Here is a 21,156-nt window from a genome sequence, read left to right on the forward strand (position 1 = left end):
CGGTCTCTAGCTTTCGTCGCCCATGCGGAGCGCGGCGATAAAGGCTTCCTGCGGAATCTGGACGGAGCCATATTCGCGCATCCGCTTCTTGCCCTCCTTCTGCTTCTCCAACAGCTTTTTCTTGCGGGTGATGTCGCCGCCATAGCATTTGGCGGTCACGTCCTTACGCATCGCCGCGATCGTCTCGCGCGCGATCACCTTGCCGCCGATCGCCGCCTGAATCGGGATCTTGAACAGATGGCGGGGGATGAAATCCTTCAGCCGTTCGCACATGCCGCGCCCGCGCGACTCGGCAGTGCCCCGGTGCACGATCATGCTGAGCGCATCGACCGGCTCGTTGTTGACGAGGATGCCCATCTTGACGAGATCGCCCTCCCGCGTGCCGATCTGGTGATAGTCGAAGCTCGCATAGCCGCGGCTGATCGACTTCAGGCGGTCGTAAAAGTCGAATACGACTTCGTTGAGCGGCAGTTCATAGGTCACCTGCGCGCGGCCGCCGACATAGGTGAGGTTCTTCTGGATGCCCCGCCGGTCCTGACAGAGCTTGAGGATCGACCCCAGATATTCGTCGGGGCAGTAGATCACCGCCTCGATCCACGGCTCCTCGATAAAGTCGATATGATTGGCGTCCGGCATGTCGGCGGGGTTGTGCAAATGCCGGGTCGTGCCGTCGTTCATATGGATGTCATAGACCACCGAAGGCGCAGTGGTGATGAGGTCGAGGTCATATTCGCGGGTCAGGCGCTCCTGAATGATCTCCAGGTGCAGAAGGCCCAGAAAACCGCAGCGGAAGCCGAAGCCCAGTGCGGCGGACGTTTCCATCTCGAAGGAGAAGCTGGCATCGTTGAGGCGCAGCTTGCTGATCGAATCGCGCAGCTTTTCGAAGTCGTTCGCATCGACCGGGAAGAGGCCGCAGAACACCACCGGCTGCACTTCCTTGAAGCCCGGCAACGGTTCCTTCGCGGGGTTCTTCACCGTGGTGATGGTGTCGCCGACGCGGGTCTGGCTGATGTCCTTGATCTGGGCGGTGATGAAGCCGATTTCGCCCGGCCCCAGCTCCGCAAGCTGTTCGATCTTGGGGCGGAAACAGCCGACACGGTCGATCAGATGTTCGGTTTCGCCGATCATGAACTTGATCTGCTGCCCCTTTTTGATGACCCCGTTCATCACGCGCACGAGGATGACGACGCCCAGATAAGGATCATACCAGCTATCGACCAGCATCGCTTCCAACGGCGCATCACGGTCGCCCTTGGGCGCGGGGATCTTCGCGACCACGGCTTCGAGGATGTCGTCGATGCCGATGCCGGACTTGGCGGAGGCGAGGACGGCTTCGGACGCGTCGAGGCCGATCACTTCCTCGATCTCCGCCTTCACCTTTTCCGGCTCGGCTGCGGGCAGGTCGATCTTGTTGATGACAGGCACGATTTCATGGTCATGCTCGATCGACTGATAGACGTTGGCGAGCGTCTGCGCCTCCACGCCCTGCGCGGCGTCCACCACCAGCAGCGCCCCTTCGCAGGCGGCGAGCGAGCGGCTCACTTCATAGGCGAAGTCGACATGACCCGGCGTGTCCATGAGATTGAGCTCATATTTCTCGCCATTGCGCGCGGTGTAATCGAGGCGCACGGTCTGCGCCTTGATGGTGATGCCGCGCTCCTTCTCGATATCCATATTGTCGAGCACCTGCGCCGACATTTCCCGGTCGGTCAGCCCCCCGGTGCGCTGAATCAGGCGATCGGCCAGCGTCGACTTGCCATGGTCGATATGGGCGATGATCGAGAAGTTGCGGATATGCGAAAGATCGGTCATGGAGCGGGCCGATAGCAGCCATTTCATGGGCTGTCAGCCAGTCTTGGGCATGGCATAATCGCAATCGGGACAGCGCCGTCCGCTTGAACCGGCAAATGGTTGTGATAGAACGCCATGTAAAGATCGGGTTGCGCGTCATCACATGGGATATTCTGCAACTTTTTTGGGGGTTTTCGACAATGCAGCGTTTCACGAAATTCCTGGCGGCCGCCGCCGGTCTGGCGATGGCGGCTTCGCCCGCGATGGCCGCCGACAAGGGTTCGTCGGCCCGTCAGGCACAGGCCAAGAAGCAGATGGAAATCCCCCGCTGCACCAAGCGGCTGGGCACGGTGGCCATCGTCGAGCCGGACAACCAGTGGTGGCGTGAACTGAGCCTGGGCAGCCCGGAAGCGATCATCAAGCTGTTCGTGCAGCAATCGGGCTGTTTCGGCCTGGTCAATCGCGGCCGTTCGATGGCCAGCCGCAACATGGAACGCGCCATGGCGGATTCGGGTGAATTGCAGGCAGGTTCCAACCTCGGCAAGGGTCAGGTGAAGGCGGCGGACTATTTCCTGCAGCCCGACATCGTCACCACCAACAGCAACAGCGGCGGCAATGCGCTGGGCGGCCTGGTCGGCGGTTTCCTGGGCGGCCGGACGCTGGGCGCGCTGGCTGGCGGCATTTCCATCAAGAAGAAAGAAGCCAATGTCACGCTGTCGATCGTGAACGCCCGCACGACCGAGGAAGAGGCGATGACAGAAGGCTATTTCCGCAAGTCGGACCTCAGCTTCGGCGGCGGTGGCGGCGTCGGCTGGATGGGTGGTCTCGCCGCGGCTGGCGGTGGCGGTTACCAGAACACCGAAATCGGCCAGGTGATCGTGCTCGCCTATCTGGACGCCTATACCAAGCTGGTAACGCAGCTTGGCGGCCTGCCCGCGAACGCGGCGGCAGCGGCTCCGCAGGCGCAGTAAGCACAGCGCATGGCATGGAAAGGGCGCGGCCGGACACCCGGCGGCGCCCTTTTTCTATGCCTGGCTGGCTGCGGCTTCGGGGATGGCGGCGCGAGAGCGGCGGCGCCACCAGCGAAGAATCGCTTCCCCGGCAGGCCTTTCCACCAGACGATTGATCGCCGTGCCTAGAAACAGCGCCACCAGAAAGGCCGTGGCAAACCCGATCCACGGACTATAACCCGCATCCGCCATGCGGAGCATCACGACGAAGCCGACATGCTGGTGGATGAGGTAGAAGGAATAGCTGATCCCCCCCATCCAGACGAGCGGGCGCAGCGCGATGAAGCGCAGCCGCCCGACGATCAGTGCGGAGAAGGCAAGAAGGAGAACGATCGCCACCAGCGTCACGTCCCATGTCTCCATCGTCGCCACCGACAACAGGGCAAGGGCGGCATAGGGCGTCTGCTGCTTCCACGTCCGTTGCCCCGCCCATATGCGATAGGCCAGCATCCCGATCACGAAGAAGGGTGTATAGCGCAATACGAACAGCATAATGATCCGTTCGGGCATGTCGGGCCAGACATGGAACAGCCAGCGCAGGACCAGCCATGCGGCCAGCACCGGCTCCAGCCGCCGGATGCCGATCCATTTCCAGATCGAGATCATGCAGAAGTAGAAGGCAATCTCCACCGTCAGCGTCCAGTAGGCGCCGTCCACTTCCGGCAGGAAAGCGAAGCCCTGGAGCATCGTGAAATTGGCGAGAATCGCGGCAGGCCCGATCAGAAGCTGCGTCGCCTGCGCCAGATATTCGATCGACAGCGTCAACATCATGGCCACCAGATAGGCCGGATATAGCCGCGCCACGCGATTGATCACGAAATCGGGCACATTGCGTATCCGATCGAGCGTGAAGAAGATCGCAAACCCCGAAATGCAGAAAAACAGCAGCACACGATAGTTGCCGCCGGGGAAGCTGAACGGCACATGCTGCGCCTGCGGGAACAATTCCTGAAAGCGCGTGGAATAATGGAAAATGAGCACGCACAGCGCCCCGATCCCGCGCAGGGCGTCCAGCTCCGTAAGCCGAGTGCGCGGGGAGGAAGGCCGAGCCATGTCCGCCCATAGCAATATAACAGCAACGAATCCGTTAATATCGAGGTTAACGGCGCGCCTTAACCTTCTTTTCCATTAACCAGTTTCAACGAACGATGGCTGATCCTGCGGGCGCAGGCCGTTCCGCCGCTTGTTTGAACGCTGCGAGTTGTTCGGCCAGCACTTTGGCGACCATGGGTGCAATGGTGCGAGGTCCACCCTGCCAATAACCGCCGACATGATAGGATAGCGTGACATGCACGCCGCGTTCCGCAGGCGCGATCGTGAATCCAGAATAGCCGTCACCGCCTCGGACTGGAGCGGCCCAGCGCGCCGGGAAGCCGCAATTGCCGCCCCGGCGCAATATAGAGGATGCGGGCATGTTTGACGCTGCCTGCGGGCCTGCCGTCGCGGCCCGGCATCGTTTCGCAGAAGCAGCCGTCCGCGCGAGGTCCAAGCTGCATGTGCGCGGCATCGCCGCTATAACAGTGCTCGCTGCTCCACCGGCGGGCGGGCTATAACAAAACCGCATAGGCGCTGTCCGCATCCGCGGCGATGTCCACACTGCTGCGCGTGGTAAAGCCAATGTCGCTGGCAGCAGCCACTTCGGATCGCGCGGGCCCGGCGGCAAAGGAACAACCCGCCAGCAAGAGCGTGAGCCATTTGGGCATGGAACCCCTCCCCTGCGTAAGGAGAGGGCAAGATAATTCAGGCGGCGCTGCCGTCCAAGATAGCAGCGATGGCAGCCGTCACATCGTCCATGTCCGCCATGCCGTCAACGCGCGACACAATGCCGCGCGCTTCATAGATCGGCAGGATCGGCGCGGTCTTGGCGCGATATTCGGCCATGCGGGTGCGGACGGTTTCTTCATTGTCGTCCGGCCGGCGCTTGAACTCATGGCCGTGGCACTTGTCGCACTCGCCTTCGATCTTCGGCTTCTTGAAGCTGTCATGATAGCCCGCGCCGCAGGTGGCGCAGGTGAAACGGCCGGTGATACGCTCCACCAGCGCATCTTCGTCCACGTCCAGTTCGATCACATGGTCGAGCATGCGATTACGCTCGGCCAGGATGGTGTCGAGCGAATGGGCCTGCGCCTCCGTACGGGGATAGCCGTCGAAGATCACACCGGTTTCCGCAGGCAACGCATCGAGCGCTTCGCCGATGATGCCCGACACGATTTCATCGGACACCAGTTCACCCGCTTCCATCACGGCCTTCGCCTTGAGGCCGACGGGCGTACCCGCCTTGACCGCAGCGCGCAGCATGTCGCCCGTGGAGAGCTGGACCATGCCCCGATCTTCCACCAGACGGCTGGCCTGCGTGCCCTTACCGGCGCCCGGAGGGCCGAGCAGAATGATATTCATTGCGCGCATTCTCCCCTTGTCTTGCGCTTATGCCTGCGCGCCCCTCAGCGCATCCGGCCTTTCAGCTTCGCCTTCTTGATGAGGTCACCATATTGATGGGCGAGCAGATGGCTTTGGATCTGGGTGACCGTGTCGACTGTCACATTGACCACGATCAGCAGGCTCGTGCCCCCCAGATAGAAGGGGATGCCCGCCCGCGCGATCGCGAATTCCGGCACCAGGCAGATGAAGGCCAGATAGGCCGCGCCGATCACGGTGATCCGCGTCAGCACATAATCCAGATAATTTTCGGTATTCTTGCCCGGACGAATGCCGGGAATGAAACCGCCATTGCGCTTGAGATTGTCCGCCGTCTCTTCCGGATTGAACACCACGGCGGTGTAGAAGAAACAGAAAAAGACGATGCCCAGGCCATAGAGCGCCATATAGACCGGGCTGCCATGCGCCAGATACTGGTTCAGCGTCAGCACGAAATCACCCAGCCTGCTTTCGCCGGCCACCGTCTGCCCCGCGAACTGCGAGATGGTGAGCGGGAGCAGCAACAGCGAGGACGCGAAGATCGGCGGAATGACGCCCGCGGTATTGACCTTGAGCGGCAAATGGCTGCGATCCGCCTGCATGATGCCCTGCCGCGTCTGACGCTTGGGATATTGGATCAACACCCGGCGCTGCGCGCGTTCCATGTAGCAGATCAACAGGACCAGACCCAGCGCCAGCACGATGATGAGCATGATGAGCAGGCCGGAAATCGACCCTTCGCGGCCGGACTTGAAGAGATTGCCCAGCGTCACCGGAAGCTGGGCGACGATGCCCGCCATGATGATGAGCGATACGCCGTTGCCGATGCCGCGCGACGTGATCTGCTCGCCCAGCCACATCAGGAACATGGTGCCGCCGATCAGCGAGACCACCGCCGCGACGCGGAACAGCATCCCTGGATCGACCACCGCCTGCACGCCCGATTGCGCGCCGAAGCTTTCAAGGCCAACGGCGATGAAATAGCCCTGCACGGCGGTCAGGCCGACCGTGCCGTAACGGGTATATTGGTTGAGCTTCTTGCGACCGCTTTCGCCTTCCTTCTTGATCGCCGCCAGTTTGGGCGAGAGGGACGCGCCGAGCTGCACCACGATGGACGCGGTGATATAAGGCATGACGCCGAGCGCAATGAGGCTCATGCGCGAGAGGCTGCCACCCGAAAAGGTGTTGAAGATGTCGAGAATGCCGCCGCTCGTCTGGCTGTAAAGCTGCGACAGCGCAGTCGGATCCACACCCGGCAACGGCACAAAGCTCAGAAAACGGAAGACGATCAGCGCGCCCAGCGTGAACCACAGGCGCTTCTTGAGGTCGGTTGCCTGGCTGAACTTCGCCAGGCTGAGATTGGATGCGAGCTGGTCGGCTCTCGATGCCATCGTGGCTGCCCTTCAAATCATTCTTGCCCGAAACGGAAAATTCGGGCCGGAATCGCTAACCCCTTAGCGGGAGGGAAGCGCCCTGTCGAACGGGGAGTTGTCCATCCGCGACGAATGGCCTTCCCCCGATACGCATAGCCCCGCCGACCCATATCGGGCAGCGGGGCCGTGCTTGCAAGTCTTGGCTGCGCCTCAGGCCTTCTTTGCGGCCTTGGCGGTGCCTTTCTTGGCCTTCGCCTTTTCGGCGGCAGACACCAGCTCGATCACTTCGACCTTGCCACCGGCCTTCTCGACCGCTTCGATCGCGCCCTTCGACGCACCAGCGACCAGGAAGCTGACCTTGGCGGTCAGTTCGCCCTTGCCCAGCAGACGGATGCCGTCCTTGCCGCCACGGGCGAGGCTCGCAGCCTTCAGCGCGGCCTGATCGATGGTGGCCTTCGCGTCAAGCTTACCAGCGTCGATCGCCTTCTGCACCGCGCCCAAGTTCACGATCGCGTAATCCTTGGCGAAGATGTTGTTGAAGCCGCGCTTCGGTATCCGCATGTGGAGCGGCATCTGGCCACCCTCGAAGCCGTTGATGCTGACGCCCGAGCGTGCCTTCGCGCCCTTCTGGCCGCGACCGGCGGTCTTGCCCTTGCCCGAGCCGATACCACGGCCGACGCGCATCCGGCCCTTGCGGGCACCGGCATTATCGTTGATTTCGTTGAGCTTCATATCGTGCACTCGCTTTCGCTATGTTCGCGCTGTCCCCAAGGGACCAATGAGGCCGCGCCGTTAGCGCAACCGCCGAAAAAACGAAAGAGGGGTTTCCCCCTCTCCCGTCCTATTTCTTCGGATCGGAAGGCTTAGCCTTCGACCACTTCCACCATGTGGGGCAGCTTCTTGATCGCACCGCGGACTTCCGCCGTGTCTTCCAGCTCCACCACGCGATGCATCTTGCCAAGGCCCAGGCCGATCAGAATCTTCTTCTGGTCTGCGGGACGGCGGATCGGCGAACCGATCTGCTTGATCTTGATGGTCTTTTTCTCTTGGGCCATATCGATTACTCCGCAATCGCTTCGGCGTCAGCCTGCGCGACTTCGGCCGAGGCGCCACCGCGACGCAGAAGGTCCGCGACCTTCTTGCCACGACGCTGCGCCACCGACTTGGGGCTGGTCTGTTCGCCCAGCGCCTCGAAGGTCGCACGGATCATGTTATAGGGGTTCGACGTGCCGTTGGACTTGGTCACGACGTCCGCGACGCCCAGGCTTTCGAACACGGCGCGCATCGGACCACCGGCGATGATGCCCGTACCGGCGGGTGCAGAACGGACGGTCACCTTGCCCGCGCCGAAATGGCCGAGGCCATCATGGTGCAGGGTGCGGCCTTCCTTGAGCGGAATGCGGACCATCGCCTTCTTGGCCGAGGCGGTCGCCTTGCTGATGGCTTCGGGCACTTCGCGCGCCTTGCCATGGCCAAAGCCCGCACGGCCCTTGCCGTCGCCGACGACGACCAGAGCCGCGAAACCGAAGCGCTTGCCGCCCTTCACGGTCTTGGAGACACGGTTGATGTGAACCAGCTTCTCGATCAGCTCTTCGCCCTGCTCCTCGTCGCGGTTGCCGCGACGGTCGTCGCGGCGTCCACGGCCGCCGCGTTCGCCACGGTTGCGATCGCCGCCACGGCCACGGCCACGGCCGGGGCCGCGACCTTCGGTCGGTGCAGCCTCGACGCCCTCGACGGGCGCGACGACTTCATTGGTGTTTTCGTCAGCCATGATCAGAACTCCAGCCCGCCTTCGCGGGCGGCATCGGCCAGCGCCTTGACGCGGCCATGGAACAGGAAGCCACCGCGGTCGAACACGACCTGGGTGACGCCAGCGGCGGTCGCGGCAGCCGCAACGCGCTTGCCGACTTCGGCCGCGGCTTCGGCGTTCGCACCGGTCTTGCCGCGAACATCCTTTTCCAGGGTCGAAGCGGCAGCAACGGTGCGGCCCTGCGCGTCGTCAATGACCTGGGCATAGATGTGCCGGCCCGAACGATGGACGCTGAGACGGGGTTTGGCCCCCGATACCGCCTTGAGGGCGGTGCGAACGCGGCGGCGACGCCGCTCGAAGAGGGAAAGCTTTGCCATCTTACTTCTTCTTCCCTTCCTTGCGGAAGATGAACTCGCCGTCATATTTGATGCCCTTGCCCTTATAGGGTTCAGGCTTACGCCAGCGACGGATCTCGGCAGCCACCTGGCCGACCTTCTGCTTGTCGATACCGCTGATCTCGACCGTGGTGTTATCCGGGGTCTTGATCTCAATGCCCTCGGGCACCGGGAAATCAACATCATGGCTATAGCCAAGCTGCAGCTTCAGGTTTTTGCCCTGCGCGTTGGCGCGGTAGCCGACACCGGTGATCAGCAGCTTCTTGGAGAAGCCCTCCGTCACGCCGGTGATCAGGTTCTGCACCAGCGTGCGTTGCATGCCCCAGAAGGCCCGCGCTGCTTTGGTCTTGTTCGCAGGCTGCACGGAAATGCCGTCATTTTCGAGCGTGTAGCTGATCTCTTCACGCAGCGGCATGGCGAGGGTGCCCTTCGGACCCTTTACCGAGAGCTGCCCGCCCTCGATGGTCGCAGTCACCCCTGCGGGGATCGCGACCGGCTTTTTACCGATGCGGCTCATCAGAACACCTCCGCCAGCACTTCGCCGCCGACATTCTGCTCACGCGCTTCGGCGTCGGACAGAACGCCACGGGGCGTTGAGACAATGGTGATGCCCAGGCCATTGCGCACGATCGGCAGTTCCTTGGAACCCGAATAGACGCGGCGGCCAGGCTTGGACACGCGGGCGACATGCTTGATCGCCGGCTGGCCCTCGAAATATTTCAGTTCGATCCGCAGGCCGGGGTGCTTGCCGAGAGCTTCTTCGGAATAGCCACGGATATAGCCTTCGCGCTGAAGCACGTCGAGCACGCGGGCACGGAGCTTCGAGGCGGGGGACACAACACTGTCCTTCTTCGCCTGCTGCCCGTTGCGGATGCGGGTGAGCATATCACCCAGGGGATCGGTCAATGCCATCTCAAATGATCCTTACCAGCTCGACTTGGTGACGCCGGGGATCAGGCCCTTGTTGGCCAGATCACGAAGCTGCACGCGGCAGAGACGGAATTTGCGGTAATAAGCCCGGGGACGGCCCGTCAGTTCGCAGCGGTTACGCACGCGGGTCGGATTGCCGTTGCGGGGGATTTCCGCCATCTTCAGACGCGCGATCAGACGATCGCTGTCATCAGCGGTCGTATCATTCGCGATCGCCTTGAGCTTCGCATAGCGGCCGGCATATTTCTTCACCAGCTTCTTGCGGCGCTCGTTCTTGTTGATCGAACTCAGTTTCGCCATGACTTAAGTTCTCTTCCTTAGCTAAAGCGTTGGGAGAGAAGCGGGGCCTGCATTCAGGCCGCCTGCTTCTCTTCTTCCTGCGGGAAGGGGAAGCCGAAGAGACGCAGCAATTCGCGCGCTTCCTCGTCCGTCTTCGCGGTGGTGGTCACGATGATGTCCATGCCGCGCACCTTGTCGATGCGGTCATAGTTGATCTCGGGGAAGATGATCTGCTCCTTGATGCCGAAGGCATAGTTGCCACGGCCGTCGAAGCTCTTCGGATTGAGACCACGAAAGTCGCGCACGCGGGGCAGGGCGATGTTGATCAGGCGATCCAGGAATTCATACATGCGCTCGCGGCGCAGCGTGACCTTGGCGCCGATCGGCATGCCTTCACGCAGCTTGAACTGCGCGATCGACTTCTTCGCCTTGGTGATGACGGGCTTCTGGCCCGCGATCAGTTCCATTTCCTCGGCGGCCGAAGTGACCTTCTTCTTGTCCTGGGTCGCTTCGCCCACGCCCATGTTGAGCGTGATCTTTTCGATCCTGGGCACTTCCATGACGTTCTTGTAACCGAATTTCTCGGTCATCGCCTTGACGATGGATTCGTCATACTGCGCCTTGGAGCGCGGAATGTACTTATCGGCCATTACAGCACCTCACCGGACTTGACGGCGACGCGGACCTTCTTGCCGTCGCGATCCTCGAAGCGGACGCGGGTCGGCTTGCCGTCCTTGTCGGCGACCGCCACGTTCGAAATGTGGAGCGGCGCGGGCTTGCGCTCGATGCCACCCTGCGGGTTCGACTGGTCGGGCTTGCGGTGACGCGCATGCACGTTGATGCCTTCCACCAGGACCTTGTCGTCCTTCGGAAGCACCTGGAGCACAGCGCCACTGCGGCCCTTGTCCTTGCCAGCCAGGACGACGACCTTATCGCCCTTCTTGATCTTGGCAGCGCTCATTACAGCACCTCGGGAGCAAGCGAAATGATCTTCATGTGCTTCTTGGCGCGCAGTTCGCGAACGACCGGGCCAAAGATACGGGTGCCGATCGGCTCCTCGTTCTTGTTGATAAGCACAGCGGCATTGCCGTCGAAGCGAATCACGCTGCCGTCAGCGCGACGCACGTCCTTGGCGGTGCGAACGATGACGGCGCGGTGCACGTCCCCCTTCTTCACCTTGCCGCGCGGCTGGGCTTCCTTGACGGAGACGACGATGATGTCGCCCACGCTGGCGAAGCGCCGCTTCGACCCGCCCAGCACCTTGATGCACTGGACGCGCTTGGCGCCGCTGTTGTCCGCGACGTCAAGATTGGATTGCATCTGGATCATGGATCCGGTTCCTTCTCATTTGGCCTACCGGGAAAGCCCAGAACGATTCTGGCCCGGCGGTTCCGAATTTTTTCTGCCTCGACCCGGAAGATTCGAAAGCACGAAGCGCGGGCCTGTAGCCTCTTCTCAGGGAAAAGGCCAGCCCCGCGTTGCGCCTGCGACCTCAATAGGTCAGTGACTAAGCCTCACGCCGCCTGTTCAGGCGACTTGTGCGTGTCCACCCGCTCGATGACCTTCCAGGTCTTGAGCTTGGAAATCGGGGCGGTCTCCTCGATGCGGACCGTCTCGCCTTCCTTGTAGGCGTTGCCTTCGTCATGGGCATGATATTTTTTCGAACGGCGAATGATCTTACCGTAGAGCGCATGTTTCACCTTGCGCTCTACGCGAACCACCACCGTCTTGTCGGTCTTGTCGGAAACCACCGTTCCCGTCAGCACGCGCTTGGGCATCGTGTGTTTCCTTCTTACTTCGCGGCCGAGCGCGAACGCTCGGTCTGCAGCGTCTTGATCTGCGCGATCGACCGGCGGACTTCCTTTACCCGGCTGGGCTTTTCCAGCTGGTTGGTGGCCGCCTGGAAGCGCAGGTTGAACTGCTCACGCTTCAGGTTGTTCAGTTCGGTCGACAGTTCGTCGTCCGTCTTGGTCTTGAGGTCGGCAACGTTCGCCACGGCTTAACCCTCCAGGTGCGAGGTGTCGCCGAGGCGGGCAACAACCTTGGTCTTGATGGGCAGCTTCATCGCGGCGCGCGAGAATGCCTCTGCTGCGAGCGGGCCGGGCACACCGTCCAGTTCGAACAGGATGCGGCCGGGCTTCACGCGAGCAGCCCAATATTCGACCGAACCCTTGCCCTTGCCCTGACGGACTTCGGCCGGCTTCTTCGACACCGGAACGTCGGGGAACACGCGGATCCACAGACGGCCCTGACGGCGGATGTGGCGGGTGATCGCGCGGCGAGCCGCTTCGATCTGACGCGCGGTGATCCGCTCAGGCTCCATGGCCTTGAGACCATAGGAGCCGAAGTTCAGAGCCGAACCGCCCTTGGCGTCGCCCTTGATCCGACCCTTGAAGGTCTTGCGGAACTTCATTTTCTTCGGTTGCAGCATGACGCTATACCTACCTTATTCTCAGCGCGCCGGGCGCACGCCGGAGGTCTGAGCCTCCAGCATCAGCCGGTCGGTGGCCATCGGATCGTGGCCCAGGATCTCACCCTTGAAGATCCAGACCTTGATGCCGCAGACGCCATAAGCGGTGTGGGCTTCGGCTTCGGCATAATCGACGTTCGCACGCAGCGTGTGCAGCGGAACGCGGCCTTCGCGATACCATTCGACGCGCGCGATCTCCGCGCCGCCCAGACGGCCGCCGCAGGTGATCTTGATGCCTTCAGCGCCCAGACGCAGGGCCGACTGCACCGCCCGCTTCATCGCCCGGCGGAACGCCACGCGGCGTTCGAGCTGATCGGCGATGCCCTGTGCGACGAGCTTGCTATCGATTTCCGGCTTGCGGATCTCGACGATGTTCAGCGACACGTCCGACGACGTGAGCGCGCTCAGCTTCTTACGCAGCTTCTCGATGTCCGCGCCCTTCTTGCCGATGATGACACCGGGACGGGCAGCGTAGATCGATACGCGGCACAGCTTGGCGGGACGTTCGATCACCACCTTGGAGATCGCAGCCTGCGGCAGCGACTTCATGATGAACTTGCGGATCTTGAGATCTTCCAGCAGCAGACGGCCATAGTCGGCGCCTTCGGCGAACCAGCGGCTGTCCCAGGTGCGGTTGATCTGAAGACGCAGACCGATCGGATTGCTCTTGTGACCCATGTGCTTACGCCTCCGCTTCTTCGCCAGCTTCACGCACGACAATGCGTACGCGGCTGAAGGGCTTGAGGATCCGGGTCGATTTGCCGCGGCCGCGAGCGTGGAAGCGCTTCAGGGTGAAGCTCTTGCCCACCGATGCTTCCGCGACGACCAGCGCGTCGACGTCCAGATTGTGGTTGTTTTCCGCATTGGCGATGGCCGAGGCCAGCACCTTGCGCACGTCGACGGCCATCGCCTTCTTCGAGAAGGTGAGCACATTGAGCGCGTCCTCGACCTTCCGGCCACGGATCAGCGCGGCGACCAGGTTCAGCTTCTGGGCCGAACCGCGAATCTGCGTGCCAACGGCCAGCGCCTCATTGTCGGCGACGCGACGGGGAGCTTTTTCCTTGCTCATTAGCGCTTGCCCTTCTTGTCGGCGGCGTGGCCGGGGAAGTAGCGGGTCGGAGCGAATTCGCCCAGCTTGTGACCCACCATATCCTCGTTGACGGACACCGGAACATGCTTGCGGCCGTTATAGACGTTGAACGTCAGGCCGACGAACTGCGGCAGGATGGTGGAGCGGCGCGACCAGGTCTTGATCGGCGCACGGCCACCGGCGTCCTGCGCGGCTTCCGCCTTCTTCAGAAGGCTGAGGTCCACGAACGGACCTTTCCAGACGGAACGAGCCATCTCGCTTACCTCTTCTTCTTGGCGTGGCGGCTACGGATGATGAACTTGTCCGTCGCCTTGTTGTGGCGGGTGCGCGCACCCTTGGTCGGCTTGCCCCAGGGCGTGACCGGATGACGGCCGCCCGAGGTGCGGCCTTCACCACCACCATGCGGGTGATCGACCGGGTTCTTCGCCACGCCGCGCGTCAGCGGACGGCGGCCGAGCCAGCGACTGCGGCCCGCCTTGGCGAGATTGGTGTTCGCGTTGTCGGGGTTCGACACGGCGCCAACGGTGCCCATGCAATCCGAGCGGATGTAGCGCTGTTCGCCCGAAGACAGGCGAACCATCACCATGCCACGATCGCGACCGACCAGCTGGGCGTAAGTGCCCGCCGAACGGCAGAGCTGACCGCCCTTGCCGGGCTTCATCTCGATATTGTGGATGATGGTACCGACCGGCATCTGACCCAGTTCCATCGCGTTGCCCGGCTTCACGTCGGTCTTCTTGCCTGCGATGACCTTGTCACCGGGAGCAAGACGCTGCGGCGCCAGGATATACGCCTGGGTGCCGTCGGGATAATTGACCAGCGCGATGAAGGCGGTGCGGTTGGGGTCATATTCCAGACGCTCGACCGTGCCTTCCACGTCCCACAGCCGACGCTTGAAGTCGATGATGCGGTAACGCTGCTTGTGACCGCCCGCGATACCGCGCGAGGTCACATGGCCCTTGTTGTTACGGCCACCGGTCTTGCGCTTGCCTTCGGTCAGCGCCTTGACGGGCTTGCCCTTATGCAGGCTGGATTTGTCGACGAGGATCAGGCCGCGCTGGGCCGGGCTCGTCGGATTATAGTGCTTGAGTGCCATCTATCCTGCCTCAAATACCGGTGGTGACGTCGATGGACTGGCCTTCGGCCAGCGTGACGATCGCCTTCTTGACGTCCGAACGCTTGTAGGGCTTGCCCTTCCAGCGCTTCGTCTTGCCCTTCTGCACCAGCGTGTTGACCGCCTTCACGGTCACGCCGAACAGCGCTTCCACAGCTGCCTTGATTTCCGGCTTGGACGCATCGCCCGCCACCTTGAAAACCACGGCGTTGTTCTCGCTGAGAAGGGTCGACTTCTCGGTGATGTGCGGGGCGACCACGACGTCATAATGACGGTTGTCAACCGTTGCGGCTTGCTTCTTAGCCATTGAAACGGGCCTCCAGCTTTTCGACCGCGGCGCGGGTGAGCACCAGCGAGTCGGCCTTCAGGATGTCGTAAACATTGGCGCCCACGGCGGGCAACAGGTTTACGCCGACGATGTTGGCCGAGGCCTTGGCAAAGCTGATGTTGACCGCGTCGCCGTCGATGAACAGCGCCTTGGAGAGGTTCAGCTTGGCGAGGCTGGCGACCAGTTCCCGGGTCTTGCCGTCCTTGACGTCGAGAGTGTCGATGATGGTGAGCGAACCGCTCTTGACCTTCGACGACAGCGCCATCTTCAGGCCCAGCGCGCGAACCTTCTTGTTCAGCGAGGGGTTGAAGTCGCGGACGCGGGCGCCATGAGCCTTACCACCACCGATGAACACCGGAGCGCGGCGATCACCGTGACGAGCGGTGCCGCCACCCTTCTGGCGGCCGAACTTCTTGCCGGTGCGGGCGACGTCGCTACGCTCGCGGGTGCCACGGGCGGTGCCGCGACGCTTTTCGAGCTGCCAGGTGACGACGCGATGCAGGATGTCGGCGCGGGGCTCGAGGCCGAACACGGCATCGTTGAGCTCCAGGTCGCCGGCGGCCTGCGCGTCGAGGGTCTGTACCTTGACCTTCATGGTTTAGCCCTCCTGGCCTTCGGTGGCTTCCACTGCCACGACTTCTTCAGCCGGGGTATCAGCAGGAGCGCTGTCGTTGCTGTTGTCAGCCTTCTTCAGGCTGGCGGGATAAGGCGCATCCGCCGGACGGGCGACCTTAACGGCGTCGCTGACAGTCAGCCAGGTGCCCTTGGCGCCCGGAACGCTGCCCTTCACGAACAGCAGGCCGCGCTCGACGTCCGTGCGGACGATTTCGAGGTTCTGCTGGGTCCGCTCACGATCACCCATGTGGCCGGCCATCTTCTTGTTCTTGAAGACGCGGCCCGGATCCTGCCGGTTACCCGTCGAACCATGAGCACGGTGGCTGATCGACACGCCGTGGGTGGCGCGCATGCCGCCGAAGCCCCAGCGCTTCATAGCGCCGGCAAAGCCCTTGCCCTGGGTGTGACCGGCAACATCGACCAGCTGACCGGTGATGAAATGATCGGCCGCGATCTCGGCACCGACATCGAGGAGCGCATCCTCGGCGACGCGGAATTCGACCAGACGCGCCTTCGGCTCCACTTCCGCCTTGGCGAAGTGGCCGCGCTGCGGCTTGGCGACATTCTTGACCTTCGCGACGCCCGCGCCGAGCTGGACCGCGACATAACCGTCACGATCGACTTCCTTGCGGGCCACGACCTGATTGCCCTCAAGGGCAAGAACCGTAACCGGAACATGACGTCCGTCCTCTTGGAACAGACGGGTCATCCCGACTTTCTTAGCGATAACGCCAGTGCGCATCACCATTACTCCCATAGAGGCCCGCCTTAGCAGCGGGCGTATCCAACGAAAAAACCGCTCCGGATTCCTCCTTCGCGGCCAACCCAATGTGTAGATCACCCCGTCCGGGTTGGATGCCACCCCCTACTCGGGAACAGCGACGGGGGACCAGGACCGCGACATGAGTCGCGCGGTATCCCTTGTGTCGTTTGAGCCTCGGGATACCCCGAAACGCCCGATACCCTGCCCTCCTTTCGGAAAGCAGGGACTTGTCGGCTCAGGCCAACTTGATCTCTACGTTCACGCCGGCAGCCAGATCCAGCTTCATCAGCGCGTCGACCGTCTGCGGCGTCGGCTGCACAATGTCAAGCATACGCTTGTAGGTGCGGACCTCGAACTGCTCGCGCGACTTCTTGTCGATATGCGGGCCACGGTTGACCGTGAACTTCTCGATGCGCGTCGGCAAAGGAATCGGACCGCGAATGAGGGCGCCCGTGCGACGGGCGGTTTCGGCGATGTCGCCGGTCGCCTGATCGAGCACGCGATGATCGAACGCCTTAAGGCGAATGCGGATGTTGCTGTCCATATCCCTAACCGATGCGAAAGAGCCAAAAACCAGAGCATTTTCCAGTCAGCTGGAACAGCTGACGATTCAGAAAATGCGCCAAACCAAAAATATACCGCCTCAACATTGCCCTTCTAGCTCCTGCGAGCCGGAGAAAGGCGATCCGAGGCGGCGAAAATTCCAAGCGGCGCGAATCAGGCGATTCGCGCCGCTTGGTGCCTATATTACTTCGAGATCGTGCCGACAACCCCTGCGCCAACCGTGCGGCCACCTTCGCGGATCGCGAAGCGCAGACCGGAGTCCATGGCGATGGGAGCAATCAGCTTCACGCCGAGCTTCACATTGTCGCCGGGCATGACCATCTCGGTGCCCTCGGGCAGGACAACCTCACCAGTGACGTCCGTGGTGCGGAAGTAGAACTGCGGACGATAGTTGGCGAAGAACGGCGTGTGACGGCCACCTTCTTCCTTCGACAACACATAGACTTCCGCATCGAACTCGGTGTGCGGCGTAACCGAACCGGGCTTAGCCAGAACCTGGCCACGCTCGACATCTTCACGACCCACGCCACGAACCAGCGCGCCGATATTGTCGCCCGCGCGGCCCTCGTCGAGCAGCTTGCGGAACATTTCGACGCCGGTGACGGTGGTCTTGCGGGTATCCTTGATACCGACGATCTCGACTTCCTCGCCAACCTTGACGATGCCGGTCTCGACGCGGCCGGTGACGACGGTGCCGCGACCCGAGATCGAGAACACGTCTTCGATCGGCATCAGGAAAGGCTTGTCAACCGGACGCTCCGGCTGCGGGATCCAGCTGTCGACGGCAGCCATCAGCTTCAGAACGGCTTCACGACCGATTTCGTCGTTGGAACCGTCCAGAGCCTTCACGGCCGAACCGGCGATGATCGGAATATTGTCGCCGTCGAAGTCGTAGGACGACAGCAGCTCGCGGATTTCCAGCTCAACAAGCTCGAGGATTTCCGCGTCGTCGACGAGGTCGACCTTGTTCATGAACACGACCAGCTGGGGAACGCCGACCTGCTTGGCGAGCAGGATGTGCTCACGGGTCTGCGGCATCGGGCCGTCAGTGGCCGACACGACCAGAATCGCGCCATCCATCTGGGCGGCACCGGTGATCATGTTCTTCACATAGTCAGCGTGACCCGGGCAGTCGACGTGCGCGTAGTGACGCGCTTCGGTTTCATATTCGACGTGCGCGGTCGAAATGGTGATGCCGCGCTCGCGCTCTTCAGGCGCCTTGTCGATATTGGCATAGTCGACAAAGGTCGCGCCGCCGGTTTCGGCGAGAACCTTGGTGATTGCCGCGGTCAGCGAGGTCTTGCCATGGTCGACGTGACCGATGGTGCCGATATTGCAGTGCGGCTTCGTCCGCTCAAACTTAGCTTTCGCCATTTTTTCCTACCTTCTAATCAAATCCGCTGTGTGGTTTGACCGCTCGGCCGCGCCTTGCGAAGGCGCGTCCATAGCAGCAAATTTCTAGATTACCAGCCCCAAACCGACCCGCTCGCGCAGGCCGGTCGGGAAAATCGTCAGGCCATCTTCGCCTTGACTTCGTCCGCGACATTTTGCGGCACTTCATCATAGTGCGAAAACTGCATGCTGTACTGCGCGCGTCCCTGCGTGAAGGAGCGCAGCTGGTTGACATAACCGAACATGTTGGCCAGCGGCACCAGTGCATCGACAGTCTGAGCGTTGCCGCGGCTGTCCGTGCCCTGGATCTGTCCGCGACGGCTGTTCATGTCGCCGATGACGTCGCCCAGATATTCTTCCGGGGTCACGACTTCGACCTTCATGATCGGTTCGAGCAGCTTGATCCCGGACTTCTGCGCCGCCTCGCGCATCGCGCCGCGGGCACAGATTTCAAAGGCCAGCGCCGACGAATCGACGTCGTGGTACGCGCCGTCCGTCAGGTGAACTTCGAAGTCGATGATCGGGAAACCGATGAGCTGACCGGTCAGAGCCGTTTCGCGGAAACCCTTTTCCACCGACGGGATATATTCGCGCGGAATGTTGCCGCCCTTGATCTCGTCGAAGAACTGGAAGCCCGAACCGCGCTCGCCGGGGACCACGGTCACCTTGACGCGGCCAAACTGGCCCGAGCCGCCCGACTGCTTCTTGTGGGTATAGTCGATGTCGACCTTTTTCGCGAGATATTCGCGATAGGCCACCTGCGGCGCGCCGACATTCGCCTCGACCTTGAACTCGCGCTTCATGCGGTCGACGAGGATTTCGAGGTGAAGCTCGCCCATGCCCTTGATGATCGTCTGGCCCGATTCGTGATCGGTCGAGACGCGGAAGGATGGATCCTCGGCAGCCAGGCGGTTGAGGGCGATGCCCATCTTTTCCTGGTCGGCCTTGGTCTTGGGTTCGACCGACAGTTCAATCACCGGCTCGGGAAATTCCATCCGTTCCAGAATGATCGGCTGCTTTTCCGAACACAGCGTGTCGCCGGTAGTCGTTTCCTTCATCCCGGCCAGCGCGACGATGTCGCCGGCATAGGCCGTATCGACGTCTTCACGGCTGTTCGCATGCATGAGGAGCATACGGCCGATCTTTTCCTTCTTGTCCTTGACCGAGTTCAGATAGGTGCCCTTGGTCAGGGTGCCCGAATAAACGCGCAGGAAGGTCAGCGAGCCGACGAAGGGATCGTTCATGATCTTGAACGCAAGGCCAGCGAACGGCGCATCGTCGCTCGTCGGGCGACTGTCGGGGGTTTCGCCGTCCATCTTGACGCCCTGCACGTCTTCAATGTCGAGCGGACTGGGCAGGTAGTCGACAACGGCGTCGAGCAGCGGCTGCACGCCCTTGTTCTTGAACGAGGAGCCGCACAGCACCGGTACGAATGCCTGCCCGAGCGTACCCTTGCGGATCAGCTTCTTGAGCGTATCGACATCAGGCAGATTGCCTTCCAGATAGGCTTCCATCGCCTCATCGTCCTGCTCGACGGCAAGTTCGATCAGCCTTTCGCGATATTCGGCGGCCTTGTCGGCCAGATCGGCCGGAATTTCCTTATATTCGAACTCGGCGCCCAGGCTTTCATCCTTCCAGATGATCGCGCGGTCATGCACGAGATCGACCAGGCCGACAAAGTCCGACTCCGCGCCAATGGGGAGATAGAGGACGGCCGGGATAGCGCCCAGGCGATCAATGATCGTCTGCACGCAATAGTAGAAATTCGCGCCGGTGCGGTCGAGCTTGTTGATGTAGCACATCCGCGGCACTTTGTACTTGTCCGCCTGGCGCCACACGGTTTCCGACTGCGGCTCAACGCCCGCCACGCCATCAAACGCGGCGACCGCGCCGTCCAGCACGCGCAGCGAACGCTCGACTTCGATGGTGAAGTCGACGTGGCCGGGCGTATCGATGATGTTCAGGCGGTGGTCGTTCCAGAAGCAAGTGGTGGCCGCGGACGTGATGGTGATGCCACGCTCCTGCTCCTGCTCCATCCAGTCCATGGTGGCGGCGCCGTCATGGACTTCGCCGATCTTGTAGGACTTGCCGGTATAATAAAGGATACGCTCGGTCGTGGTGGTCTTACCGGCGTCAATATGCGCCATGATACCGAAATTGCGATAGCGTTCGAGCGGATGGCTGCGGGCCATGATCGTTACTCCGTTGCCGCGATGCGGCGGTCAAACCTTGAGACTTGGGACTGAAACTTCAATCCGTTCGGCCCTTCGACTGCACTCAGGAGAGCTTATCGAAGCCCTGTTTCCTTCCCGGGAAGGCGTGCAGCCCTTTGACAAGCTCAGGGCGAACGGGAACCAGGGAAGCGGGAACCGCATGGCCCCCGCTTCCCAATATAGTGCTTACCAGCGATAGTGCGAGAAGGCGCGGTTCGCTTCCGCCATGCGGTGCGTGTCTTCGCGCTTCTTGACCGCATTGCCGCGGTTGTTGGCAGCGTCCAGAAGCTCGCCCGACAGGCGGGCGGCCATGGTGGTTTCGCTACGGTTGCGCGACGCGGTGATAAGCCAGCGGATGGCCAGCGCCTGGGCGCGCTCGGGGCGCACTTCGACGGGCACCTGATAGGTCGCACCGCCAACGCGGCGGCTGCGGACCTCGATGCCGGGCTTCACATTGTTCAGCGCGTCATGGAACATCTGGATCGGGTCCTTCTTGGCCTTGGCCTCGACGGTATCCAGCGCACCATAGACGATCGATTCGGCAACGGCTTTCTTGCCGTCCTGCATGATGCTGTTCATGAACTTGGAAAGAACGATATCGCCGAACTTGGGATCGGGCAGGATAACGCGCTTTTCGGGGCGACGACGACGTGACATATTATTG

31 protein-coding genes are annotated in these 21,156 nt (G+C 61.9%); 1 reads left to right on the forward strand and 30 read right to left on the reverse strand.

Annotated features, from left to right (window positions below; genetic code table 11):
* Positions 1-6: 6 nt before the first annotated feature.
* On the reverse strand, positions 7-1,812 hold the full coding sequence (lepA, locus tag LDB26_RS15745) for a translation elongation factor 4 (RefSeq protein ID WP_257539129.1): 1,806 nt from the start codon (positions 1,810-1,812) through the stop codon (positions 7-9).
* Positions 1,813-1,991: 179 nt separating this feature from the next.
* Here lepA and LDB26_RS15750 point away from each other — a divergent pair, with 179 nt between their 5' ends.
* Entirely contained in the window at positions 1,992-2,762 is a 771-nt protein-coding gene (locus LDB26_RS15750; protein ID WP_062068264.1) for a CsgG/HfaB family protein, read from the forward strand.
* 54 nt (positions 2,763-2,816) lie between these two features.
* Here the strand turns inward: LDB26_RS15750 and LDB26_RS15755 are convergent, their stop codons facing one another.
* From LDB26_RS15755 to rpsG, 29 genes are all read right to left on the reverse strand, one after another.
* Positions 2,817-3,854: an acyltransferase gene (locus LDB26_RS15755; RefSeq protein WP_062061140.1), complete on the reverse strand. Its 1,038-nt coding sequence runs from the start codon at positions 3,852-3,854 to the stop codon at positions 2,817-2,819.
* Between the two features lie 85 nt (positions 3,855-3,939).
* Positions 3,940-4,215, reverse strand: a complete 276-nt coding sequence (locus LDB26_RS21560; RefSeq protein WP_306812038.1) for a hypothetical protein — start codon at positions 4,213-4,215, stop codon at positions 3,940-3,942.
* Positions 4,216-4,348: 133 nt separating this feature from the next.
* Positions 4,349-4,504, reverse strand: a complete 156-nt coding sequence (locus tag LDB26_RS21565; RefSeq protein WP_306812039.1) for a hypothetical protein — start codon at positions 4,502-4,504, stop codon at positions 4,349-4,351.
* A 37-nt stretch (positions 4,505-4,541) separates the two neighbouring features.
* A complete protein-coding gene (locus tag LDB26_RS15765; RefSeq protein ID WP_062061143.1) occupies positions 4,542-5,198 on the reverse strand; it encodes an adenylate kinase in 657 nt (218 codons plus the stop codon).
* Between the two features lie 44 nt (positions 5,199-5,242).
* Complete coding sequence (gene secY / locus LDB26_RS15770; RefSeq protein ID WP_062061145.1) at positions 5,243-6,607, reverse strand: preprotein translocase subunit SecY; 1,365 nt, start codon at positions 6,605-6,607, stop codon at positions 5,243-5,245.
* Between the two features lie 192 nt (positions 6,608-6,799).
* Positions 6,800-7,321: a 50S ribosomal protein L15 gene (rplO, locus tag LDB26_RS15775; protein WP_062061148.1), complete on the reverse strand. Its 522-nt coding sequence runs from the start codon at positions 7,319-7,321 to the stop codon at positions 6,800-6,802.
* Between the two features lie 131 nt (positions 7,322-7,452).
* Positions 7,453-7,644: a 50S ribosomal protein L30 gene (gene rpmD / locus LDB26_RS15780; protein WP_062061151.1), complete on the reverse strand. Its 192-nt coding sequence runs from the start codon at positions 7,642-7,644 to the stop codon at positions 7,453-7,455.
* A 5-nt stretch (positions 7,645-7,649) separates the two neighbouring features.
* Positions 7,650-8,360 (reverse strand): 30S ribosomal protein S5, encoded by a 711-nt coding sequence (gene rpsE / locus LDB26_RS15785; RefSeq protein ID WP_082635052.1) that lies wholly within the window; start codon positions 8,358-8,360, stop codon positions 7,650-7,652.
* Positions 8,361-8,362: 2 nt separating this feature from the next.
* Positions 8,363-8,716 carry a 50S ribosomal protein L18 gene (rplR, locus tag LDB26_RS15790; protein ID WP_062061154.1) on the reverse strand — a complete coding sequence of 118 codons (354 nt, stop codon included), beginning with the start codon at positions 8,714-8,716 and terminating at the stop codon, positions 8,363-8,365.
* Position 8,717: 1 nt separating this feature from the next.
* A complete protein-coding gene (rplF, locus tag LDB26_RS15795) occupies positions 8,718-9,251 on the reverse strand; it encodes a 50S ribosomal protein L6 (RefSeq protein ID WP_062061158.1) in 534 nt (177 codons plus the stop codon).
* Positions 9,251-9,646, reverse strand: coding sequence for a 30S ribosomal protein S8 (rpsH, locus tag LDB26_RS15800; protein WP_062061165.1), 396 nt, complete (start codon positions 9,644-9,646; stop codon positions 9,251-9,253). Before rpsH ends, rplF begins: the two co-directional genes overlap by 1 nt.
* 12 nt (positions 9,647-9,658) lie before the next feature.
* Positions 9,659-9,964 carry a 30S ribosomal protein S14 gene (gene rpsN, locus LDB26_RS15805; protein ID WP_007686564.1) on the reverse strand — a complete coding sequence of 102 codons (306 nt, stop codon included), beginning with the start codon at positions 9,962-9,964 and terminating at the stop codon, positions 9,659-9,661.
* 53 nt (positions 9,965-10,017) lie between these two features.
* The gene (gene rplE / locus LDB26_RS15810) at positions 10,018-10,593 is read right to left on the reverse strand and encodes a 50S ribosomal protein L5 (protein ID WP_062061168.1); all 576 of its coding nucleotides are present in this window, start codon (positions 10,591-10,593) and stop codon (positions 10,018-10,020) included.
* Positions 10,593-10,904 (reverse strand): 50S ribosomal protein L24, encoded by a 312-nt coding sequence (gene rplX / locus LDB26_RS15815; RefSeq protein WP_062061171.1) that lies wholly within the window; start codon positions 10,902-10,904, stop codon positions 10,593-10,595. The genes rplE and rplX overlap by 1 nt, the downstream gene beginning before the upstream one ends.
* Positions 10,904-11,272, reverse strand: coding sequence for a 50S ribosomal protein L14 (gene rplN, locus LDB26_RS15820; RefSeq protein ID WP_021244954.1), 369 nt, complete (start codon positions 11,270-11,272; stop codon positions 10,904-10,906). Before rplN ends, rplX begins: the two co-directional genes overlap by 1 nt.
* Positions 11,273-11,457: 185 nt before the next feature.
* Entirely contained in the window at positions 11,458-11,721 is a 264-nt protein-coding gene (gene rpsQ / locus LDB26_RS15825; RefSeq protein ID WP_062061174.1) for a 30S ribosomal protein S17, read from the reverse strand.
* Positions 11,722-11,735: 14 nt separating this feature from the next.
* A complete protein-coding gene (rpmC, locus tag LDB26_RS15830; RefSeq protein WP_021244952.1) occupies positions 11,736-11,939 on the reverse strand; it encodes a 50S ribosomal protein L29 in 204 nt (67 codons plus the stop codon).
* Between the two features lie 3 nt (positions 11,940-11,942).
* Positions 11,943-12,374: a 50S ribosomal protein L16 gene (rplP, locus tag LDB26_RS15835; protein WP_037472393.1), complete on the reverse strand. Its 432-nt coding sequence runs from the start codon at positions 12,372-12,374 to the stop codon at positions 11,943-11,945.
* A gap of 21 nt (positions 12,375-12,395) precedes the next feature.
* Positions 12,396-13,091, reverse strand: coding sequence for a 30S ribosomal protein S3 (gene rpsC / locus LDB26_RS15840; protein WP_062061177.1), 696 nt, complete (start codon positions 13,089-13,091; stop codon positions 12,396-12,398).
* 4 nt (positions 13,092-13,095) lie between these two features.
* Positions 13,096-13,482, reverse strand: coding sequence for a 50S ribosomal protein L22 (rplV, locus tag LDB26_RS15845; protein ID WP_021244949.1), 387 nt, complete (start codon positions 13,480-13,482; stop codon positions 13,096-13,098).
* Positions 13,482-13,757, reverse strand: a complete 276-nt coding sequence (gene rpsS / locus LDB26_RS15850) for a 30S ribosomal protein S19 (protein WP_021244948.1) — start codon at positions 13,755-13,757, stop codon at positions 13,482-13,484. Before rpsS ends, rplV begins: the two co-directional genes overlap by 1 nt.
* A 5-nt stretch (positions 13,758-13,762) precedes the next feature.
* Positions 13,763-14,599, reverse strand: coding sequence for a 50S ribosomal protein L2 (gene rplB / locus LDB26_RS15855; protein ID WP_062061180.1), 837 nt, complete (start codon positions 14,597-14,599; stop codon positions 13,763-13,765).
* A gap of 10 nt (positions 14,600-14,609) precedes the next feature.
* Positions 14,610-14,924 (reverse strand): 50S ribosomal protein L23, encoded by a 315-nt coding sequence (locus tag LDB26_RS15860; RefSeq protein WP_021244946.1) that lies wholly within the window; start codon positions 14,922-14,924, stop codon positions 14,610-14,612.
* The gene (gene rplD / locus LDB26_RS15865) at positions 14,917-15,540 is read right to left on the reverse strand and encodes a 50S ribosomal protein L4 (protein ID WP_062061183.1); all 624 of its coding nucleotides are present in this window, start codon (positions 15,538-15,540) and stop codon (positions 14,917-14,919) included. Before rplD ends, LDB26_RS15860 begins: the two co-directional genes overlap by 8 nt.
* A gap of 3 nt (positions 15,541-15,543) precedes the next feature.
* Positions 15,544-16,302, reverse strand: coding sequence for a 50S ribosomal protein L3 (gene rplC, locus LDB26_RS15870; RefSeq protein WP_062068266.1), 759 nt, complete (start codon positions 16,300-16,302; stop codon positions 15,544-15,546).
* Between the two features lie 256 nt (positions 16,303-16,558).
* A complete protein-coding gene (rpsJ, locus tag LDB26_RS15875; RefSeq protein ID WP_004208724.1) occupies positions 16,559-16,867 on the reverse strand; it encodes a 30S ribosomal protein S10 in 309 nt (102 codons plus the stop codon).
* A gap of 203 nt (positions 16,868-17,070) precedes the next feature.
* The gene (tuf, locus tag LDB26_RS15880; protein WP_062061185.1) at positions 17,071-18,261 is read right to left on the reverse strand and encodes an elongation factor Tu; all 1,191 of its coding nucleotides are present in this window, start codon (positions 18,259-18,261) and stop codon (positions 17,071-17,073) included.
* A 137-nt stretch (positions 18,262-18,398) separates the two neighbouring features.
* Positions 18,399-20,471, reverse strand: a complete 2,073-nt coding sequence (gene fusA, locus LDB26_RS15885; RefSeq protein WP_062061188.1) for an elongation factor G — start codon at positions 20,469-20,471, stop codon at positions 18,399-18,401.
* 207 nt (positions 20,472-20,678) lie between these two features.
* On the reverse strand, positions 20,679-21,149 hold the full coding sequence (gene rpsG / locus LDB26_RS15890; protein ID WP_062061191.1) for a 30S ribosomal protein S7: 471 nt from the start codon (positions 21,147-21,149) through the stop codon (positions 20,679-20,681).
* Between the last annotated feature and the right edge of the window lie 7 nt (positions 21,150-21,156).

It is taken from the genome of Sphingobium sp. CFD-1, from assembly GCF_024611115.1.
Lineage (GTDB): Bacteria > Pseudomonadota > Alphaproteobacteria > Sphingomonadales > Sphingomonadaceae > Sphingobium > Sphingobium baderi_A.

Bases quoted from the DNA above. Each gene is read 5' to 3' on its own strand.
- lepA (WP_257539129.1), bottom strand. From the start codon at position 1,812: ATGACCGATCTTTCGCATATCCGCAACTTCTCGATCATCGCCCATATC.
- LDB26_RS15750 (WP_062068264.1), top strand. From the start codon at position 1,992: ATGCAGCGTTTCACGAAATTCCTGGCGGCCGCCGCCGGTCTGGCGATG.
- LDB26_RS15755 (WP_062061140.1), bottom strand. From the start codon at position 3,854: ATGGCTCGGCCTTCCTCCCCGCGCACTCGGCTTACGGAGCTGGACGCC.
- LDB26_RS21560 (WP_306812038.1), bottom strand. From the start codon at position 4,215: ATGCCCGCATCCTCTATATTGCGCCGGGGCGGCAATTGCGGCTTCCCG.
- LDB26_RS21565 (WP_306812039.1), bottom strand. From the start codon at position 4,504: ATGCCCAAATGGCTCACGCTCTTGCTGGCGGGTTGTTCCTTTGCCGCC.
- LDB26_RS15765 (WP_062061143.1), bottom strand. From the start codon at position 5,198: ATGAATATCATTCTGCTCGGCCCTCCGGGCGCCGGTAAGGGCACGCAG.
- secY (WP_062061145.1), bottom strand. From the start codon at position 6,607: ATGGCATCGAGAGCCGACCAGCTCGCATCCAATCTCAGCCTGGCGAAG.
- rplO (WP_062061148.1), bottom strand. From the start codon at position 7,321: ATGAAGCTCAACGAAATCAACGATAATGCCGGTGCCCGCAAGGGCCGG.
- rpmD (WP_062061151.1), bottom strand. From the start codon at position 7,644: ATGGCCCAAGAGAAAAAGACCATCAAGATCAAGCAGATCGGTTCGCCG.
- rpsE (WP_082635052.1), bottom strand. From the start codon at position 8,360: ATGGCTGACGAAAACACCAATGAAGTCGTCGCGCCCGTCGAGGGCGTC.
- rplR (WP_062061154.1), bottom strand. From the start codon at position 8,716: ATGGCAAAGCTTTCCCTCTTCGAGCGGCGTCGCCGCCGCGTTCGCACC.
- rplF (WP_062061158.1), bottom strand. From the start codon at position 9,251: ATGAGCCGCATCGGTAAAAAGCCGGTCGCGATCCCCGCAGGGGTGACT.
- rpsH (WP_062061165.1), bottom strand. From the start codon at position 9,646: ATGGCATTGACCGATCCCCTGGGTGATATGCTCACCCGCATCCGCAAC.
- rpsN (WP_007686564.1), bottom strand. From the start codon at position 9,964: ATGGCGAAACTGAGTTCGATCAACAAGAACGAGCGCCGCAAGAAGCTG.
- rplE (WP_062061168.1), bottom strand. From the start codon at position 10,593: ATGGCCGATAAGTACATTCCGCGCTCCAAGGCGCAGTATGACGAATCC.
- rplX (WP_062061171.1), bottom strand. From the start codon at position 10,904: ATGAGCGCTGCCAAGATCAAGAAGGGCGATAAGGTCGTCGTCCTGGCT.
- rplN (WP_021244954.1), bottom strand. From the start codon at position 11,272: ATGATCCAGATGCAATCCAATCTTGACGTCGCGGACAACAGCGGCGCC.
- rpsQ (WP_062061174.1), bottom strand. From the start codon at position 11,721: ATGCCCAAGCGCGTGCTGACGGGAACGGTGGTTTCCGACAAGACCGAC.
- rplP (WP_037472393.1), bottom strand. From the start codon at position 12,374: ATGCTGCAACCGAAGAAAATGAAGTTCCGCAAGACCTTCAAGGGTCGG.
- rpsC (WP_062061177.1), bottom strand. From the start codon at position 13,091: ATGGGTCACAAGAGCAATCCGATCGGTCTGCGTCTTCAGATCAACCGC.
- rplV (WP_021244949.1), bottom strand. From the start codon at position 13,482: ATGAGCAAGGAAAAAGCTCCCCGTCGCGTCGCCGACAATGAGGCGCTG.
- rpsS (WP_021244948.1), bottom strand. From the start codon at position 13,757: ATGGCTCGTTCCGTCTGGAAAGGTCCGTTCGTGGACCTCAGCCTTCTG.
- rplB (WP_062061180.1), bottom strand. From the start codon at position 14,599: ATGGCACTCAAGCACTATAATCCGACGAGCCCGGCCCAGCGCGGCCTG.
- LDB26_RS15860 (WP_021244946.1), bottom strand. From the start codon at position 14,924: ATGGCTAAGAAGCAAGCCGCAACGGTTGACAACCGTCATTATGACGTC.
- rplD (WP_062061183.1), bottom strand. From the start codon at position 15,540: ATGAAGGTCAAGGTACAGACCCTCGACGCGCAGGCCGCCGGCGACCTG.
- rplC (WP_062068266.1), bottom strand. From the start codon at position 16,302: ATGCGCACTGGCGTTATCGCTAAGAAAGTCGGGATGACCCGTCTGTTC.
- rpsJ (WP_004208724.1), bottom strand. From the start codon at position 16,867: ATGGACAGCAACATCCGCATTCGCCTTAAGGCGTTCGATCATCGCGTG.
- tuf (WP_062061185.1), bottom strand. From the start codon at position 18,261: ATGGCGAAAGCTAAGTTTGAGCGGACGAAGCCGCACTGCAATATCGGC.
- fusA (WP_062061188.1), bottom strand. From the start codon at position 20,471: ATGGCCCGCAGCCATCCGCTCGAACGCTATCGCAATTTCGGTATCATG.
- rpsG (WP_062061191.1), bottom strand. From the start codon at position 21,149: ATGTCACGTCGTCGTCGCCCCGAAAAGCGCGTTATCCTGCCCGATCCC.